At 37.9% G+C, this 18,887-nt stretch carries 14 protein-coding genes, 1 tRNA gene, 1 rRNA gene and 1 other annotated feature; of the genes, 6 read left to right on the top strand and 10 right to left on the bottom strand.

The window, feature by feature from the left end; all coding sequences use genetic code 11:
• Positions 1-54: 54 nt before the first annotated feature.
• Entirely contained in the window at positions 55-1,689 is a 1,635-nt protein-coding gene (gene serA / locus ACWM35_RS22690) for a phosphoglycerate dehydrogenase (protein WP_454821175.1), read from the bottom strand.
• 75 nt (positions 1,690-1,764) lie between these two features.
• Positions 1,765-1,976, bottom strand: a binding site (T-box leader).
• Positions 1,977-2,241: 265 nt separating this feature from the next.
• Between serA and ACWM35_RS22685 the strand changes: the two genes are divergently transcribed.
• From ACWM35_RS22685 to thrB, 3 genes are read left to right on the top strand one after another with little or no spacing between them, the layout of a single operon-like run.
• Positions 2,242-3,537 (top strand): homoserine dehydrogenase, encoded by a 1,296-nt coding sequence (locus tag ACWM35_RS22685; protein WP_454821174.1) that lies wholly within the window; start codon positions 2,242-2,244, stop codon positions 3,535-3,537.
• Complete coding sequence (gene thrC, locus ACWM35_RS22680) at positions 3,534-4,595, top strand: threonine synthase (RefSeq protein ID WP_454821173.1); 1,062 nt, start codon at positions 3,534-3,536, stop codon at positions 4,593-4,595. Before ACWM35_RS22685 ends, thrC begins: the two co-directional genes overlap by 4 nt.
• Positions 4,592-5,515 (top strand): homoserine kinase, encoded by a 924-nt coding sequence (thrB, locus tag ACWM35_RS22675; RefSeq protein WP_454821172.1) that lies wholly within the window; start codon positions 4,592-4,594, stop codon positions 5,513-5,515. The genes thrC and thrB overlap by 4 nt, the downstream gene beginning before the upstream one ends.
• Positions 5,516-5,559: 44 nt before the next feature.
• On the opposite strand, the gene ACWM35_RS22670 is transcribed toward thrB, so the two are convergent.
• Complete coding sequence (locus ACWM35_RS22670) at positions 5,560-8,094, bottom strand: putative bifunctional diguanylate cyclase/phosphodiesterase (protein ID WP_454821171.1); 2,535 nt, start codon at positions 8,092-8,094, stop codon at positions 5,560-5,562.
• A gap of 318 nt (positions 8,095-8,412) precedes the next feature.
• On the opposite strand from ACWM35_RS22670, the gene ACWM35_RS22665 reads away from it, so the two are divergent.
• A complete protein-coding gene (locus ACWM35_RS22665; RefSeq protein WP_454821170.1) occupies positions 8,413-9,147 on the top strand; it encodes an SDR family oxidoreductase in 735 nt (244 codons plus the stop codon).
• A gap of 17 nt (positions 9,148-9,164) precedes the next feature.
• On the opposite strand, the gene ACWM35_RS22660 is transcribed toward ACWM35_RS22665, so the two are convergent.
• The gene (locus tag ACWM35_RS22660) at positions 9,165-10,064 is read right to left on the bottom strand and encodes a selenium metabolism-associated LysR family transcriptional regulator (RefSeq protein WP_454821169.1); all 900 of its coding nucleotides are present in this window, start codon (positions 10,062-10,064) and stop codon (positions 9,165-9,167) included.
• Between the two features lie 187 nt (positions 10,065-10,251).
• On the opposite strand from ACWM35_RS22660, the gene ACWM35_RS22655 reads away from it, so the two are divergent.
• The gene (locus ACWM35_RS22655) at positions 10,252-11,649 is read left to right on the top strand and encodes a DEAD/DEAH box helicase (RefSeq protein ID WP_454821168.1); all 1,398 of its coding nucleotides are present in this window, start codon (positions 10,252-10,254) and stop codon (positions 11,647-11,649) included.
• Positions 11,650-11,691: 42 nt separating this feature from the next.
• Here ACWM35_RS22655 and ACWM35_RS22650 read toward each other — a convergent pair whose 3' ends face one another.
• From ACWM35_RS22650 to ACWM35_RS22620, 7 genes are all read right to left on the bottom strand, one after another.
• The gene (locus ACWM35_RS22650) at positions 11,692-13,233 is read right to left on the bottom strand and encodes a solute symporter family protein (protein WP_454821167.1); all 1,542 of its coding nucleotides are present in this window, start codon (positions 13,231-13,233) and stop codon (positions 11,692-11,694) included.
• Positions 13,233-13,559: a DUF485 domain-containing protein gene (locus ACWM35_RS22645; protein ID WP_454821166.1), complete on the bottom strand. Its 327-nt coding sequence runs from the start codon at positions 13,557-13,559 to the stop codon at positions 13,233-13,235. Before ACWM35_RS22645 ends, ACWM35_RS22650 begins: the two co-directional genes overlap by 1 nt.
• Positions 13,560-13,826: 267 nt before the next feature.
• A complete protein-coding gene (locus tag ACWM35_RS22640; protein ID WP_454821165.1) occupies positions 13,827-14,900 on the bottom strand; it encodes a Ger(x)C family spore germination protein in 1,074 nt (357 codons plus the stop codon).
• A complete protein-coding gene (locus tag ACWM35_RS22635; protein ID WP_454821164.1) occupies positions 14,887-15,969 on the bottom strand; it encodes a GerAB/ArcD/ProY family transporter in 1,083 nt (360 codons plus the stop codon). Before ACWM35_RS22635 ends, ACWM35_RS22640 begins: the two co-directional genes overlap by 14 nt.
• Positions 15,962-17,296, bottom strand: a complete 1,335-nt coding sequence (locus ACWM35_RS22630) for a spore germination protein (protein ID WP_454821163.1) — start codon at positions 17,294-17,296, stop codon at positions 15,962-15,964. The genes ACWM35_RS22635 and ACWM35_RS22630 overlap by 8 nt, the downstream gene beginning before the upstream one ends.
• 233 nt (positions 17,297-17,529) lie before the next feature.
• Positions 17,530-17,602 (bottom strand) — tRNA-Ala (locus ACWM35_RS22625).
• Between the two features lie 85 nt (positions 17,603-17,687).
• On the bottom strand, positions 17,688-18,383 hold the full coding sequence (locus ACWM35_RS22620) for an MgtC/SapB family protein (RefSeq protein WP_454821162.1): 696 nt from the start codon (positions 18,381-18,383) through the stop codon (positions 17,688-17,690).
• A 432-nt stretch (positions 18,384-18,815) separates the two neighbouring features.
• Here ACWM35_RS22620 and ACWM35_RS22615 point away from each other — a divergent pair.
• A 16S ribosomal RNA gene (locus tag ACWM35_RS22615) occupies positions 18,816-18,887 on the top strand; the annotation flags it as partial.

Below are 18,887 nucleotides of genomic sequence, written 5' to 3'. Positions count from 1 at the left end.
AATAAAAAAGAGGGCTTGCCACAATAAATCGGCAAGTCCTCTTTTCAATTGAAATTATTTTACTTTTTCCAACTCGAGCCTTCCTGGATAAAAGGAATCGACATTGGAGAGCTCTAAAAGCTGAGCTTCATCGAGACCGTTAATCATCGTTAACATCCGGGTAACCTCTGGACTTAACTTCTTATCAAGTGTAAGAACCATGATTGCTTCTCCGCCAACGGCTGTTCTTCCCACCTGCATCGTTCCAATATTGATATCGTAATCTCCGAGAAGAGAACCAACCTTTCCAATCATTCCTGGAACATCCTGATGTTTTACATACAGAAGATGTTTTTCTGGCCTTACATCAATACGAGAATCGTTAATTTTTACAATTCTGGCGCCATAGCCGTTTAAAACCGTTGCGCCAATTTTAGCGGATTCCACACCTTTTGAGATTGAAAGTTCTAGATAATTAGCAAAACCTTTATTCGTAGCATTTTTTTGGACATTGTAAGAAACACCTTGTTCCTTCAATAAATGGAACGCATTGATTAGATTAACCGAGTCACTTAAGTGGTAACCGAGTATTCCCTTGATCATTGTTCGTGTTAATAGCTCTGTATCTTCCTCAATTAAATCACCATAATAATTGATTTCAATTTTGGAAGGAGCATGCTTTAATAATTGAACCACTAGCTGTCCAATTTGCTCGCCGAGGAGTAAATATGGCTGCATTTTTTGTTGTGTTTCTCCAGACATTTGCGGCATATTTACTGCATTTCGAATCGATTGCGTTTCAAGAATGTCGATGATTTCCGCACTTACCTCTTGGGCAACCTTTTCCTGAGCCTCTACGGTTGAGGCACCGAGATGAGGTGTCACAACGAAGTTTGGATTACTTAGCAGTTCTGGATCAACAGCAGGCTCCTGCTCAAAAACATCAAGGGCAGCTCCGGCAACATGGCCGGTTTCAATTGCCTGAACCAAGGCTTTTTCATCAATAAGACCACCACGAGCGACATTGACAAATCGGACACCTTTTTTTGTTTTAGATAGGAATTCTTCATTTACTAACCCTTTTGTATCCTTCGTCAGCGGTGTATGGAGGGTAATAAAATCTGACTCGCGGGCAATCAAATCAAGGCTTGCTTTGGTCATACCAAGTTTTTTTGCTCTTTCTTCAGTAAAATAAGGATCATATCCTAAAATATTCATTCCAAAGCTCTTAGCACGCTTGGCTACCTCTGTTCCGATTTTACCCATCCCAATAACACCAAGTGTTTTTTTGTACAATTCTACCCCTTTAAAGGAATTACGATCCCAAGCGCCAGCAGTCGTTTTTTGATGGGCTTGTGGAATTTTACGGGCTAATGAGAGCATCATCGCTAATGTATGTTCAGTAGCGGCGATGGTATTGGCGCCTGGAGCATTGATGACAATAATTCCTTTTCTTGTTGCGGCGTTGATATCAATGTTATCGACACCGACACCTGCTCTAGCAATGACTTTAAGCCGGTCTGCATATTGAAGGAGATCCTCTGTTACTTTCGTTTGACTGCGAACAATTAATGCCTCATATTCACCGATGATGTTTTTTAGTTCTTCTGGTGGAAGGGTAGGCTGACGTTCTACTGTAAAATTCGGGTGTTCAAATAAGCTTTTTAATCCTGAATCACTAATACCATCTGTTACAAGTACCTTATACATTATTTATCCATTCCTCCTCGACTTTTAAAAAAATAAATAAAAAGTCCCTCATAACAAAGACAGTTGTGCCTTGTTATGAGGGACGTGATCTACGTGGTGCCACCCTCGTTCGCTGCCAAAATGTGCAGCCTCTGGTTGGTTAACGGTTTTTATCCGGGCCTGCCTACTTAATAAAATTCGGCTAGCCAGTTCAGAAGGGCTGGGTACGATAAGAAAGTGCACCGGTTCTCAGCAACCACCGGCTCTCTGAAGCCCTTTCTTACTACCGTCTTCATCATTACATTTATATTAAATTACCTGAAATATCTTACCTTGCTGATTATTCTACATCCTCACCTTTACCATTGTAAAGGGATAAAATTAAAATTTTTTGAATGATTTGATTTTAAAAATTATTTTAAAATTTGTAAGCTATAATTGACAGGTGGTTAAGCGTTTACACTGAATTTTACAAAAAAAGAATTTATTGAAAAAAATTTGATAGAGTCATATAATGTCTACTATAGAAATACAAATGTACACACTCAGTAGACAGTGTAGGAGGGGAAAAGGATGAAAGCAATCTCGATTGGATTATTAGGTTTAGGAACTGTTGGTTCAGGTGTTGTAAAGATAATCAAAAATCATCAAGATAAACTGATGCACCAGGTGGGTTGCCCGGTAGAAATCAAAAAAATCCTTGTCCAAGATTTACATAAAACAAGACCTGTTGAAATAGATACAAGTTTGTTGACATCGAACCCTTCTGATATTCTTCAAGATTCTGAAATAGATGTTGTCATTGAAGTAATGGGCGGTATCTCCGAGACGAAAGAATATTTACTTGGAGCACTCCGTAATGGGAAGCATGTGGTTACAGCAAATAAGGATTTAATGGCTCTCCATGGATCTGAACTGTTGACTGTTGCTTCCGAACATGGCTGTGATTTGTTCTATGAAGCCAGTGTTGCTGGAGGTATTCCGATTTTAAGAAGCTTAGTGGATGGTCTTGCATCAGACCGGATAACGCAAATGATGGGAATTGTAAATGGTACAACCAATTATATTCTAACGAAAATGAGCCAAGAAGGCTCCGCATATGAAGACGTTTTAAAAGAAGCGCAGGAGCTTGGGTTTGCGGAGGCAGATCCGACATCGGATGTAGAAGGTTTGGATGCTGCCCGGAAAATGACGATCTTAGCGACATTAGGTTTTTCAATGCATATAGATTTGGAAGATGTAAGTGTTAGTGGTATTTCTAGCGTTACAGATGAAGATATTCGCTATGGCAAGCAGTTGGGCTATACGATGAAGCTTCTAGGATATGCCCATCGTGAAGGTGAAAAAGTCGAGGTAAGTGTGCAGCCGACGTTCTTATCTGATAATCATCCATTGGCATCTGTGCAAAATGAATATAATGCTGTTTATGTTTATGGAGAAGCTGTAGGGGAAACGATGTTTTATGGCCCGGGTGCTGGAAGCCTGCCAACAGCAACTGCTGTTGTTTCTGATTTGGTCGGTGTCATAAAAAATTTACGAATCGGAGTCAATGGTCGAAGTGCGGTTACACCACAATATCCGAAACGCTTAAAGGATAATAATGAAAAGTACTCGAAATACTTTTTACGCATCCATGTTCAAGATGAAGTGGGAGTCTTTGCAGAGATAACTACAATTTTTGCCAAGTATGGTGTTAGCTTTGAAAAAATACTGCAGCTGCCAGTCAAGAAGAATGAGATATCTGAAATTGTTTTAGTGACACATCGGGCATCGTTAACGAATTATGATGCCATTATCCATGAATTAAATGATTTGCCAGCAGTGAAAGAACTAAAAAGCGCATATAGGGTTGTGAGGAAATCATTATGAGATGGCCGGGATTGATTGAAGCATATAAAGAATTTTTACCAATAAATAAAGAAACTCCTTTGCTCACTTTACATGAAGGAAATACTCCGTTAGTAAAGCTCGATCGTCTTTCAAAGGAACTGGATATAGAGCTTTATGTTAAATACGAAGGTGCAAACCCAACAGGCTCCTTTAAAGATCGCGGGATGGTAATGGCAGTTGCAAAAGCAATTGAGGCAGGTAGTGATACCATCATTTGTGCCTCGACAGGAAATACTTCAGCCGCGGCCGCCGCTTATGCTGCCCGTGCAGGATTACGCTGCATCATTGTCATTCCAGAGGGCAAAATTGCGATGGGCAAATTAGCTCAGGCGATGATGTATGGGGCTGAGATTATCTCGATTGAAGGGAATTTCGATCAAGCCTTAAAGATGGTTCGAAATATCAGTGAACAGGAACCCATTACCCTTGTTAACTCTGTCAATCCTTACCGTTTAGAAGGACAAAAAACGGCAGCCTTTGAGGTTTGTGACCAGCTTGGTTTTGCTCCTGATATTTTAGCAATTCCAGTCGGGAATGCCGGAAATATTAGTGCTTATTGGAAAGGGTTTAAAGAATACAGAGAGCATAAGGGAACTGGCTTGCCGCAAATGTATGGATATGAAGCAGCTGGTGCTGCAGCACTTGTGCACAATCGTGTGTTTGAAAATCCAGAAACAATTGCGACAGCGATCCGAATTGGTAATCCTGCCAGCTGGAATTTGGCCGTTTCCGCAGTAGAGGAATCGAAGGGTCTCTTTGATGAAGTTAGTGATGAAGAAATTTTAGCTGCTTATAAGAAATTAGCATCTTCCGAAGGAATCTTTGCTGAACCAGCGTCATGTGCATCGATTGCCGGAGTATTTAAATCGATTCAAAAAGGAAAAATCGAAAAAGGAACTAAAATTGTGGCCGTTCTTACGGGTAATGGATTAAAGGATCCAGATACAGCGATTCATAACAGTCTTGTAAACGTTCAACAATTGCCGAATGATGAGAAGGCAGTGAAGGAGCATATTAGAGGAGTTGTCCATCGATGACTCTGAGTGATGAAAAGTTTGTCATTGAAATTCCAGCAAGTTCAGCAAATCTTGGGCCAGGCTTCGATTCGATCGGGGTCGCCCTTGATTTGTATTTGCGATTAGAAGTTGAGAAGAGTGACAATTGGGTTTTGAGCACCACAAATGATGAACTTAAGCAGTTCCCATCTGATGAACATCATTTTATTTGTCAGATTGCGATTCAAACAGCTGCTAAATACAATGTGAATCTACAACCATGTAAGATTAAAGTAGAGAGTGAAATTCCGTTAGCTCGAGGACTTGGGTCAAGTGCTAGTGCGATTGTTGCAGGGATTGAGCTGGCAGATTACCTTGGTGAATTACGGTTATCGAAGCAAGAGAAATTACTGCTTGCCACGGAGCAAGAAGGCCATCCTGATAATGTTGGTGCGTCATTATATGGGGGCCTAATTATTGGCTGCTACCAAGAAAATGATGTTGACCTTTTTTCAGCAACGAATATCTCGTTGGAAATGGTAGCCGTGATTCCGAAGGAAAGCCTATTAACGAAAGCTTCCCGTGGTGTACTGCCGTCTGTTTTTTCTTACTCCAATGCCATTCAAGCATCTGCAACTGCAAATGTATTAGTGGCAGCCTTACTTAGCGAAAACTGGGAATTGGCAGGGAAGATGATGAAGCAGGATCTCTTTCACCAGCCCTATCGAAAATCATTAATCCCTTTCTATGATGAAGTGGAAGAAGTGGCTATAGCAAAAGGGGCATTTGGTGTCGCTTTAAGTGGTGCTGGTCCAACACTTTTATGCTTTTGTGAAAAAGGAAAAGGGGAAAGTTTGGCGCTTTCCTTACAAGCTGCATTCAAAGATATGGCAGTCAAACAATTAAATATCGATGACAAAGGCAGTGTCATATATAAGTATGACGAATGCACTAGCAGATAAAAACAAAGGCAATCAGCTTCAGCTTTTCCGTGAAGTCGATTGCCTTAATTCATATACTTTATTATAAAATCGCCAAAATCCTCTTTATTTAAAGGCTTACTAAACAAATAACCCTGCATCAATACACAGTCACTCGATAATAAGAACTCTTTTTGATATTCCTTTTCGACCCCTTCTGCGATAACCATTAAATGGAGGCTGCGGGCAAGATTAATTACCGCCTCTGGTATCTCTGAATTTCCAAGGTCTTCATCGATATTCTGAATAAAGGACTTATCAATTTTTAAAGCATCGATAGGGAGATTTTTTAAATAACTTAGTGATGAATATCCTGTCCCAAAATCATCAATGGCAATGGCTATACCTAGCTCCTTGATAGATTGAAGTGTTTGGACGAGTTCTAAGGAATGGTTAATTAAAATACTTTCGGTAATCTCTATTTCAAAATTTTTAGGTGGCAAGTTAGTTGCTTCCAATACCTCTTTAATCTTATTAACCATATTACATGGTTCAAGAAATTGGCGGCCTGAGAAATTCACGCAAATAATCCAATTTTGAGAAAACTGTTTGTTCCACTCGCTCATCTGCCGACAAGCAGTTTCCATTACAAACTCCCATAGAGGATGAATTAAGCCAGTATCTTCGGCTATCGGAATAAAAATGTCTGGAGGTACAAAACCAAGTTCTTCATCGGTCCATCGTACTAACGCTTCTGCACCGAAAATAGTATTCGTTTTGGCATTCATTTTTGGTTGGTAATACACCTCGATATTTCCTTGCTCAATTGCTTTTCTTAAACGAGACTCTATCTGAGGCTTCATTTTGTTTGCTTTTCCAAGCTCCTCATCATAAAAAATATACCGATTACCACCCAGTTTTTTAGCAGCATACATCGCTAAATCCGCATATACAACGAGGTTGACCTGGTTTTTGGTATGCTCTGGGTAAAGACTTATACCGCAGCTTGCACCAAGATGTATTTCCTGGCCTTCTAAAAAATATGGCTTTTTTAAGGCTTGAATAAGATTATTTGCGGTAGTTTTAATTGCCTCTATGCTGCTATTTACCACCAGAATAATAAATTCGTCTCCACCTTGTCTTATAATCATATTGTTTTTTTCTGGCAGTAAAGTTTCAATTCGATCTGCAACGATTTTAAGAATTTCATCGCCTTTGTTGTGCCCTAAGGAGTCATTAACATGCTTAAATCGGTCTAGATCAATAAATAAAACGGAAACGGGTTCGCCCTGCCCGTCTGCCATTTCTAGGATTGAAGATAAATTCTCCAGCAAAAATCTTCGATTCAGCATCCCGGTTAATGGATCATGATAGGCTTGGAATTCTATTAGTTCTTTACTTTGTTTCAAATCATCAACATAATTCCGAAGCCGATTCGAAAGTGAATTTACGTTTTCGGTTAGCAAACCTAACTCATCTTTCCGATTTAACTTCAGAGTATTTCCAAATTTACCTTCAGCAATTTCATTTACCTGTTCAACAATATAGCCAATCGGCCGAGTGATGGAACGAGAAAAAATGAAACTAACGAAAAGTACAACTAGCATAATGGCTACTGAAAAGAGGAGATAGACCTTCAATTCTTCATAAAGCTGCTTCTCAATCAAACCATAGTCATAAACAAGACCAATCACATAAGGCTGCTCTTTATTGTGGTCGAAAATGGGTACAAAGGTTTTCATAACACTTTTGTCGTTCAGCACGTCCTTGTAGGACTGGGTCTTTTTTGAGTACATTGCTTTTTCAATATATGTGCTATCTTTATTAATATTTCGGTAATTGTAGGTGCCATACCAGATTGGTCGAGAGGAAATGCGTATGAAGCTATTTCCGTTTGAGTAGGCAATTTCCTCGCCTTTACCAAAATTCTTAGGATTAATAACCGAAATTTCTAAAATTCCCTTTTCTTTTGTTAAGGTACGAATGGAATTCCATGGTCCAAATCGCTCTTCATATTCTAATACCACATTGTCACGAAAATAAGGGTTAATCATGTAATTGGTGGTGCCGTCGAAATAATACCCCCATTTATCAATATGATCTGGGTCTGATGCAGCAATCTCGATTGGGCCAGACCAGTAATTGGGTAAAGATAACCCTTCTTTAACGGTGGTAGGTTTTAAGTCAAACAATTGGTGAAATGCATCGTACCAATAGCCCCAATCCTTTGTTGACATGTTTATTTCATCAGGGTCAGAAGAGCGAACACCTATAATGTCATCGTTTGTTTTGGCGAGAAGTGTAATATGGGATACACCCAAATCTTTGGCGAGCTGCATTAATTGTTCATTAGTAACATCATGATAATCAGGCGGTAGTTCGTTTGCGATTGCTACCGAAGCTATTCTTAATTCTCTGGCTAAAATATCTTCTACATATAATGTGGCTTGAGTTGTATTTTCCACCTGAAAGGATACTTCTTTCGTAATTAAGGCAACTTGTTTCTCATTATAGTCAAGCAATTGACTTTTTGAACGAACATATTGAAAGGTGTTATTTAATAACAAGATTAAGAAAACTGACAAAGTAAATAGTAATGGAAGTTTCTTTTTAATGGACATGTTCAATCACCTCGAATCTGCCATTGCTGCTGTTGTGGAGCTATTCTTTTAAACCATGTAACCACTCTTGGTAACACTCAGCACAAAGGACTTCCTCTCTTTCTGTATTGGAGGTTAGAAAACTCACATGATGATGTTTATTTCCCTCGATTTCATTTACGCAATAAAAACATATTTCGGGCATATTTTTGTCCTCCTTTTATTATTTCACTTATTTTTTCTTAAATTACTTATTTTTTACTTAGTAAAAATTGTATTTCTTTTACGTTTAAGAAGGTAAACTAAATGTAATCACAAACAGAGGAGGGAGTAATAATAGTGGACTTTAACAATAAAGTGGTCATTGTGACTGGATCTTCCAATGGGATTGGAGCAGGCATCGCTTCTGAATATATTAAATGTGGAGCAAAAGTAGTCATGGCTGATATCGAAGAACCCGCTGGGGGGCATATGAACGAGCGGAGTAATCTCCTGTTTATCAAGACAGATGTTCGTGAAGAAAAGGATATAATTCAGTTGATGAATAAAACAAATGAAAACTTTGGCAGGATTGACATCTTAATTAACAATGCTGGAAAAGGCTTATTTAAATCTCCTTATGATGTAACGGTGGAAGAATGGGATGATATTATCCAAACGAATTTGAGAAGTGTCTTTTTATGTTCGAGGGAAGCAGCAAGGTATATGAGAACCAATGAAAATGGTGGTGCAATTGTTAATGTTGCATCCACCCGAGCGCTTATGTCAGAGCCAAATTCGGAAGGATATGCAGCAACTAAGGGAGGGATTGTGGCAATAACCCATGCATTAGCAGCTTCTTTCAGCGAGGACTTGATTACCGTTAATGCGATATCACCAGGTTGGATTCATACAGGTGACTACTCCCAGTTAACCTCACTTGACCATGAACAACATTTTTCGAAACGTGTTGGGAAACCAAGTGATATTGCTCGGGCATGTCTTTACTTAACTGCAAAAGAAAATGACTTTGTTACAGGTATTAATTTAGTAGTAGATGGCGGTATGACAAGAAAAATGATCTATGAAGAATAGACTGACTGTGGTGATAGTCAGTCATATTTATTTTCTACAATGCCTTTTGCCTCATCGATAAACAATTTTGCTAACATAGATAGCGTTTTATGTTTATTGTAGACAAGATAAAAATATCTTTCATCATTAAATCCAATTATCTCATGGACCTTGAGCATTTGATTACTTTCATATTCCTTAGCAGCGATTTCAGAAATAATCGCGATACCGATATCCTGGAGAACAAATTGAATTAAACTTTGTCCGCTTTCCGTATAGGCAATAATATTTAATTGGTCCTTCGAAATCATATTTTTTTTCAGAAAGCGCTCAAGGAGTGCATTTGTCCCAGAATCGGAATTTCGCATGATAAAAGGAAAATTTACTATATCTTTAATATGAACAGGGCCATGAAGTTTCGAGTCATTCGATGTAATTAATACCAATTTTTCTTTTACGATTGGGATATAGTTCAATTTATCATTTGCATACTTTTCACCTAAAATTCCTAAATCTACCTTCCCGCTTAGTACCTTTTCTGAGACATTTTTTGAAGAGGACTGAGTGATATGGAACATGGCTTGATTATATTGTGCTCTAAATTGTTTTATCATTTTGGGGAGCATAAATTGACCAGGTACCGAGCTTGCAGCAACTCGAATCATTCCTCTAAGATCTGTCATTCCTTCTTTTATATCCATCATCGCCTCATCTTTGAGCAGTAGCATTTTTAACGCCCATTGATACAATCGTTCTCCGGCAGGGGTAAGAATACTCTCTCTTCCAACACGATCAAAAAGGGTTATGTTTAACGTTTTTTCCAATGTATGAATATGGGAACTTACTGTAGACTGACTTAAGAAAATATCCTCTGCAGCTTTAGAAAAGCTTTTATGTTCCACTACCTTTGTAAAAACATAGAGCTGGTGCAAATCCATTCAAATCTTCTCCTTACGTATCTATAAAATCGATGAATCATCATCGATAGAAGAGGTAAATTCAATTTATCATAGCATGTCAGTTGTAAAAATGAGAGTGATTTCAACATTTTTAAAAGAATATTTGCTATTTCGGTGATAAACACTCAATATAAATACGATATGAGTTTAGAAAGTAGGGATTTTTTTGCCTGATTTTTTATCGTTAGGTATTTCAGATGAATTAGTGAAAAAATTACGTGGATTTGGTGTTGCAGAGCCGACACCCATTCAAGAACAAGCCATTCCATATGTATTGGAGAATAAGGATGTCATTGCCCAGGCCCAAACAGGAACAGGCAAGACATTTGCTTTTATTTTACCAATTCTAGAAAAAATAGATCTAGAAGCAGAGCATATACAAGCTCTAATCGTTACCCCAACTCGGGAATTGGCTTTACAAATTACCGATGAATTTGAAAAGCTAATATCTGATCTAGAAGGTGTAGATGTACTGGCTGTTTATGGGGGACAGGATGTTGATAAACAGTTAAGAAAATTGAAGAGAAATGTGCAGATTGTTGTAGGGACGCCAGGAAGGCTGTTAGACCATATTAGAAGAGGGACAATCCAATTATCAAAAGTTAATCACCTTGTTCTAGATGAGGCCGATCAAATGCTTCATATCGGTTTTTTAAATGAAGTAGAGGACATTATTAAAGAAACGCCAACAAGCCGTCAGACTATGCTTTTCTCTGCAACAATGCCAGAGGAAATTAGAATCTTAGCTGGTAAGCATATGAGAGAACCAGCGTATATTCAAGTAGAGAAAACTCAAGGGCCTGCTACTAATGTGAAACAGATTGCGATTCATACAATCGATCGGGCAAAACAGGCAACACTCGTACAATTAATTGAAACGCATCGGCCATATTTAGCTGTCATCTTTTGCCGAACAAAACGGAGGGTTAGTAAATTATACGAAGTGCTTAAATCTCATAAATTTCTATGTGATGAGCTTCATGGGGATCTTTCTCAAGCGAAACGAGAACAAGTCATGAAACGATTCAGGGATGGAGAAATACAATTACTTATCGCGACGGATGTAGCGGCAAGAGGTCTTGATGTTGAAGGGGTTACCCACGTTTTTAATTACGATATTCCCCAGGACGCAGAAAGCTATATTCACCGAATTGGCCGAACGGGTAGAGCGGGGACAAAAGGGATAGCGATTACCTTTTACTCCTCAGAAGACAAGCAGACTCTCGAGATGATTGAAAAAGAGCTGAATATTAAAATTCAAAAACAGAATATCGGAAACATCGAAGGTAGACAAAAGGAACCTACTAAGCAAAATGAAATTAAGAATAAAAAAACAACAGGTTCCAAAAAAGACAGAAACACTGAACCGGCTGGTGAGCGTAGTAATAAGCCGCCAAGGGCGAAGGATGAAAGTAAACAGAAACAAGGTGCAACTTGGCGTAAAAACTCAAGTAAGCCAAAACAAGATGGAACTAGTCGTAAAAAAGTAAGTGAATCAAAATCAAAGCATAGTGCAACTAGTCGTAAAACCACAAGCAAACCAAGAACAGGAAAGAGAGGCTGACCACGGTCAGCCTCTCTTCTCATAAATACAGCGCTTATTGTTTTATGATTGATTAATCCCAATACCTGTATTGGATTTAACAAGCACTTCTTCATATTTCTTCACATCAGCTTTTTGTTTTGATAAAATCGTGCCAAGATAACCGGCAATAAATCCTAGTGGAATCGAAACAATTCCTGGAGTGGTGTATGGGAAAATTGGATTTCCGACAAAGATTGCCTTTCCAACTTCAGGACTGAATACATTAGGACTAATTAATACTAGACCAATGGCTGAAATGAGACCAACAACCATCGCCCAAATAGCTCCAGTTGTGTTAAATCGTTTCCAGTAAATCGTATAAATGATGACTGGGAGGTTTGCACTTGCCGCTACTGCAAACGCAAGAGAAACAAGGAACGCAACATTAAGGGATTGAGCCCCTAAAGCAAGAATAATAGATAAGACAGAAACTCCGATTGCAGCCCATCTTGCCATACGTACTTGCTGTGTTTCAGTTGCTTTACCTTTCTTCAAGATTTCATTATAAAAATCATGGGCAAATGCCGAAGCAGCTGTTAATACCAATCCTGCTACAACCGCGAGGATGGTCGCAAAAGCAACCGCTGAAATAAAGGCAAACAACATGTTTCCTCCAAGTGCTTGTGCTAGCAATGGTGCAGCCATGTTTCCGGCTGCATTGGCAGCAACGATATCATTCGTACCGACAAATGCGGCAGCACCAAAACCGAGGAAAATCGTCATTACATAAAATAATCCAATTACCCATGTTGCATAAACCACGGAAGAACGTGCCGTTTTTGCATCTTTTACAGTAAAGAAGCGAACGAGAATATGAGGCAAACCAGCCGTTCCTAGAACTAGTCCTAAATTTAACGAAAGCGTGTCTATTCCGTCTTTGTACTTTACCCCAGGGTTTAAGAAAGCTTCTTTTAAAGGTGTGGCTGTTTTCATTTGAGCAAACATGTCCATAAGACTGAAATTAAATTTAGCAAAAACGATCATTGAAATAATAAAAGTACCGCCCATTAAAAGGACTGCTTTAACAATTTGTACCCAGCTTGTGGCGTGCATTCCCCCAAAGATAACGTAGACCGTCATCAGTACCCCAACGATCAAAACAGAAGTAGTATATTCTAGGCCGAGCAATAATTTAATGAGTGCACCGGCTCCGACCAGCTGAGCAATCATATAAAAAATAGAGATGGTCATTGTATTCATTGCTGCAAAACCACGGACTTTTTTGGCATCAAATCTTGAAGCAATCATGTCAGCAAAGGTATATTTCCCTAGGTTTCTTAATGGTTCAGCCACAATGTATAAAACTACTAAATAGGCTACTAAGAAACCAATGCTATAAAAGAAACCATCAAACCCTGTAAGGGCAACAGCACCAGCGATTCCTAGGAATGAGGCGGCAGACATATAATCCCCTGCGATCGCCAACCCGTTTTGCCAGCCAGTAAGCCCACCGCCAGCTGTATAGAATTCACTCGCGTTTTTCGTTCGTTTTGAAGCATAGTATGTAATGATCAACGTCACGAAAACAATTCCAAGAAACATAATAAAGGCAGTAGTATTCATCAGCTTTTTCCTCCGTTTCGAACAACTTCTTCCGCTAATTGATCAAAGCGCGCAGCTTTTCTCGAATAGAGGATGCATAAGGCCCATGTCATTACAAATTGGAGAAACGCGAATACCCAAGCCCATGTAATATTGCCAATAAATTTGCTATTTAGGATGGTTGAATAAGAAGTTAAGATAGGTAAGGCAAAATAAAAACAAAAAAAGAAGATCGTAACAGGAATAATAAACTTTTTCTTTTCGGAGAGTAGTGTTTGGAACGATGCTGATTTCACTATCGAACTGTAATCGCTTTCAGAATTACCTTTAATTTTTCTTGCCTCCAATGGAAGCCCCCCTCTCAATACGTGAATTTTCTAAAAATTAGAAATTTTTATTACGTTTTTCATTATAGGGGTAAAAAAATATTGTTGGCAATAGGGAAATTTACATTATTTTCTATTGCACTGCTACATTAAGGTTGGGAAAAATTTTAAGTCATTTTTAAAGTAAAGAAATATATCATTTAAGTAAAAAAGAGTAAACCTTTGCTAGGCAAAGGTTTTGTTATCAGAGATTATTGGGAAAAAACTAAAAATCTATCTTTTGCAAGCTCACTTAAAAGGTATTTTTAAATTTCCGCTGTTTTGAATATCCACATGAACCTGAAAATCCATGATTAAGTCTGGAAAGTATTGAGAGCGCCAGTACTTTAATCTATCTCGAGGAAGGATTTGCCTAAAGTACTGTCCTATGCCAATAATATCTGCTTGTTCCTCTTGGAGGTGTTTATGCATTTCTTGGAATCGATTTCTAAGTAATGAGGTTGTTTGTTTCTTGATGATATCAGTTGAAGGATTTTTGTTCGTTTCCAATACCATCACTTTTAATCTAAGTGTACTACTTAATTGAGGCTTGCCCTTAACAAATCTACTTTCATGGTCTAAATGGTTGCTGAGTATCATTACACTTGCTGCATCCATTACCTCAATTTTACCGTTGACACTTTCACCTTTGAAGGCATTGTACAGCAATGTTTCGTCAGGGCTGATTTTTCCAACCATTTTGCCATTTTTTATCACGGCAGAACCTAATTGTTCAACCATAGTTGTTTTTCCAATCGTGAACAGAGGGATTGGTACGTCATGTGTATACGAATGAATACTCCGGTAAAGCTCCCATATCCGGGTGATGGCAATTTGCGGGCTCCAGCCGGCACTTTTTTCAAAACAGTCTAATAGATTGGTTCCTCCAAACTCTTCGTTTTTCTCCATTTTTTTAAAAAATTGCTCAAAATCGCCTTCAACAATGGCAGTTAGAGCCCTTGGAGAAACATCCCTTGAGCGCATAAATCCGCTGATGAGATCCTTAACCCCCTGTTTAGCAAGGTTATTTTCTATTAGAATTACTTTTACATGAAGCAAATCCACGGTGCTCTCTTCATCTCTACTGATATTATCAATCGCTTGATTCACGGTCTTTCCTTTCCCAATAATGATCTTTGTTTTTATGGTTTCTTTAAGAGGAATTGGAATTTGTAAATAGACTGTGTAATCTTTTTCCTTTTTGGACACGCCAAGGACCACAGGTATTGTCCGATGATTGATATCTTTGTTATCCCAACAGCCAGATAAGGTGAATACCATTGAACAAATGAGATATAGTTTTCCAATTTTAGATATTCTCATTGTTATTCCTCTTTCTATTCCGAATACCAAGAAAGTATATTGAAAATGGAATAACCAACATGACATAAAACCGTAATACGGTATTCCATTTAAAGAAGCGTTCTGCATCCTCCCAGTTTGGAATTAGCATGCAAATTATAAAAAAGAAAGAAATGAAAAATAGTAATAGGTAAATATTTTTAATGCTTGGAAGGTAGGCATTAATAATCTTCAGCATTTTCCATATCACTAATGCAAGGAACAGCATGATAAATGTAATCAAGCTCATAAGAAAAAAGATCGTTATCCTATCAAACATCAGCCAATTAATATTGACAGCATCCACTGCAACAACAAAAGGAAAAATAAAGGTTGATGCTGTCGCTTGTCCAAAGGTTAGAATGGGGATATAAACAGAAAATAAAAAACAAGGAATAAGAGCTACCGCGGTATAAATGACATACTTCTTGCTATAAGGAAGCTGAGGCTGTATAAAACCAAGGAACAAAAACCCACCACCAAAAGCAAAAAAGCTTTTAAGGAAATTGGAAGTGGTAAAAAAGGAAAAATCTTTATCTAGTAAAGGGAATACATAATACCAATCGACATTTTGAAAAGAAATGCAAAAGATAAAAATGACTAATGGAAGAAAAAGAAACGCCAGCAAGACCCCAGTGCGGAAAATGGCATCCACCCCTTGTGCGGCAAGACTAAAAGATACAATTAAGATTAGTGCTAAGACCGCCCACAAAGGGGTATTTGACAATAAAACGATAGATACTATTTCTGAGTAGGTTCGTACAGTAATTATAATAACCGCAAAGAAATAGAGGGCAATGGGCAGAAGAAAAAAAAGCGAAGTCCATTTCCCAACTCTTTTAGAATAAATATGGATGATGTCTTCGTTTGGAAAATAGCTCAATCCTTTCATGTATACCATGATTATGGTGAAATGAACGACTTCACCTATCATAATTGGCAGCCAATGCCCAGCCTCAGTGCTGGCAATGACATCTCCAGGATATAAAAAGAAAATAAGTCCTAAATGAGTTAGGAGGTACATTGAAACTACATGTAAACTTTTATCCACTTTTGTCGTCACCCTTAAAAGAAGTAAAGTTGAGGGATGGAATCCCGAAAGTGCTGATACTGCCAAGATATGTACAAACAAGGAATAACCCTGCCAATATCCCGAAAATCCCATATATAGAGGCAAGGACGAGAATTCCATATTTAAATAAGCGAATCGAGATAGAGTTTCGAAAACCAACAATCGTAGAATTGGCGATGGTCGTTGCGGCTAAAATAATGATAAGCAGATTGCTAACGAGCCGTGCTTCCACTGCTGCTTGTCCAAGAATAATACCACCAACCATAGTGATCGTTGGACCAATACTATTTGGAAGCCTCACACTGGCTTCTAATACTAATTCAAGAATAATAAGCAGAAAAATAATCTCAATAAGTGCTGGATATGGAACTCCCTCACGTGTTTGTGCAACAGATAATGCTAATTCGATTTTTAAGACCTCAGGATTAACCGCAACCAAGGCAACATACAGCCCTGGTATAATTAAAGTTGATAATACTCCGATAATCCGTAAGGAACGTATACATAACATTATCAAAAATGGATAGTTACGATCATTTCCTGTTGCAAACATGTCCCAGAACAAACTAGGAATAACTAAAGCAAACGGGATTCTATCCACAAACATAATAATTCTCCCTTTTAATAGAAATTTCACTGCCTCTTGAGGCGCTTCGGTGGTGTTATATTGGGATAGCACACTCCATGGGGAGATTCCAAACATTTTGTTAATATCCTGAAGATGATTAACTGTCATGTTTTTTTTCGAGTGCACCTGGTCAATGATTTTTTGTACTAACTTTTGATCAGCATAATTTAGGTCATAAATAATAGAAATGCCTTTAGTCTGTTTCTTTCCAATAGAAATTGTCCGAATCTGCAAGGATTTTGTAATCAGCTGTTTTCTTATTAATCCTAAGTTTGTGTCCATATCTTCATTAAAGGAACTTAATGAACCTTGGAGGAGATTTTCATTGGATGGAGGTTCGATGGAGCGTGTAAGCGACTTTGAAACTGGGGTGATTTTAACTAGAATTCTGTTTTCGGGGCTGTAGATTAGCAGGTTTCCTTCTAATATAGATGACACGGCTTGATTAGTAGCTGGATCCAGCCTTTCACCCAATGCTTCTAAAAACATCACCAATGATGAATAACTTGTGTACGTGTTCTCAAGATGATGTTGAATGGTTGCTAGTGTGTTTGGTAAATCAACGATAGTTTTAATGCCTAAAAGCATTACTGGGTTGTTAAAATATATTTTTTCCTGAAAGAAGAAATCATCATTGTCACCAAGAGATCCTTTTATTTTATGTAATAACTCATCCACCGATTAATCACATCCCAATAATATTCTTATGACAATTATTCCCTTGAATTAGAAAATTATGTAATTCCTATAGAGCAAATTAACATAAAAAATAACCATTCATTTACCTCGAATGATTATTAACAAATTAACAAGATTAATCTTTTGGGAGATAAATTTAACTATGATAATAAACTTGATTACTGTTTGATCAAAAACAAAAAAGACCATGCGTTAACATGGTCAAAATCGTATGGAGACTATCGGGATCGAACCGACGACCTCTTGCATGCCATGCAAGCGCTCTCCCAGCTGAGCTAAGCCCCCGTATAAGTGGTACAAGAAAATTATATCTGCATCAAAGCATTCTGGCAAGAGAATTTTTTTGAAAAGGACCAAGAAAGTTTGGTCCTTAACTCATGCTCTCGATTTCAACTTTTTTAACACCTTCAAGTGCGGAAACAGATGAATAGACATCGGTTGTTCTTTCACGGTAATCCACAGCAACCAATATTTGAACAAGATGATCACCATTGTCTAAATCCTTAATTCGGATTCTGCGGATAATATATTTTTTCTCCATTAATGAGGTTATCGCTTTTTCAATTTGGATTTGATCTCGAATAAAAAGCTGAAGCATAATTTCTTTTTCTCTTAATTGTTTAGGACCAACGAGTTTCATTAAATAGGGCATAAATTCTACACTAATGATTAGTAAGGCAACTCCAACAAATGCTTCGATATAAAAGCCGGCACCTACAGCAATCCCAATTCCCGCTGCTCCCCAAATCATCGCTGCAGTGGTTAGGCCGGAGATGCTGTCATTACCTCTTCTAAGGATAACACCAGCTCCTAAAAAACCAATTCCTGAAACGATTTGTGCTGCAAGTCGGAGCGGATCCATTGTGATTCTTACATCATCAGAATTAGGAAACATATAGGCGGATTCAATTGATACAATCGTTAGAAGACAACTTACGACGGATATTACCAAACTTGTCTTTAGACCAACTGGTTTTCTTTTTAATTCACGTTCAAGTCCAATGATAAGCCCAAATACTGCTGAAATACCTAATTTAATTAACATATCAATATCTACATATTCCATGAAGTTTCACGTCCAATGACAGAAAATTTAAATAATCGTTATTATAATTATTTATACAGTTATCCTATATTTTATGATTTCGTTACACTTTCATAGTTATCCTCTATTTAATTATACTTTTATTCCCTCATCAAACAGGAAGTCGGTTTTATAGTGGGATGTTAGCAAATCAAAAAAAAGTTAAAAATTATATTGCAATCATTTTTATATCATGTTATATTAAATCTCGTCCTCTTCGAGAGAGTCGTAACGAAAAAAAAAAAAAAAGTTGTTGACTTTGCGAATTGAGATGTGTTAAATTAAAGGAGTCGCTTTTGGGCGACGTACTAGTTGCTCTTTGAAAACTAAACAAACAAAAACGTCAACAAACAATAATATTTTAGTTTCTACTATAGAAACTAAGCCAACGTAACTTTATGAGCTATATCAACTTTCTTGGAGAGTTTGATCCTGGCTCAGGACGAACGCTGGCGGCGTGCCTAATACATGCAAGTCGAGCGAATC

This window comes from Neobacillus sp. K501 (assembly GCF_053749995.1).
This window is presented reverse-complemented; position numbering and strand designations above follow the sequence as displayed.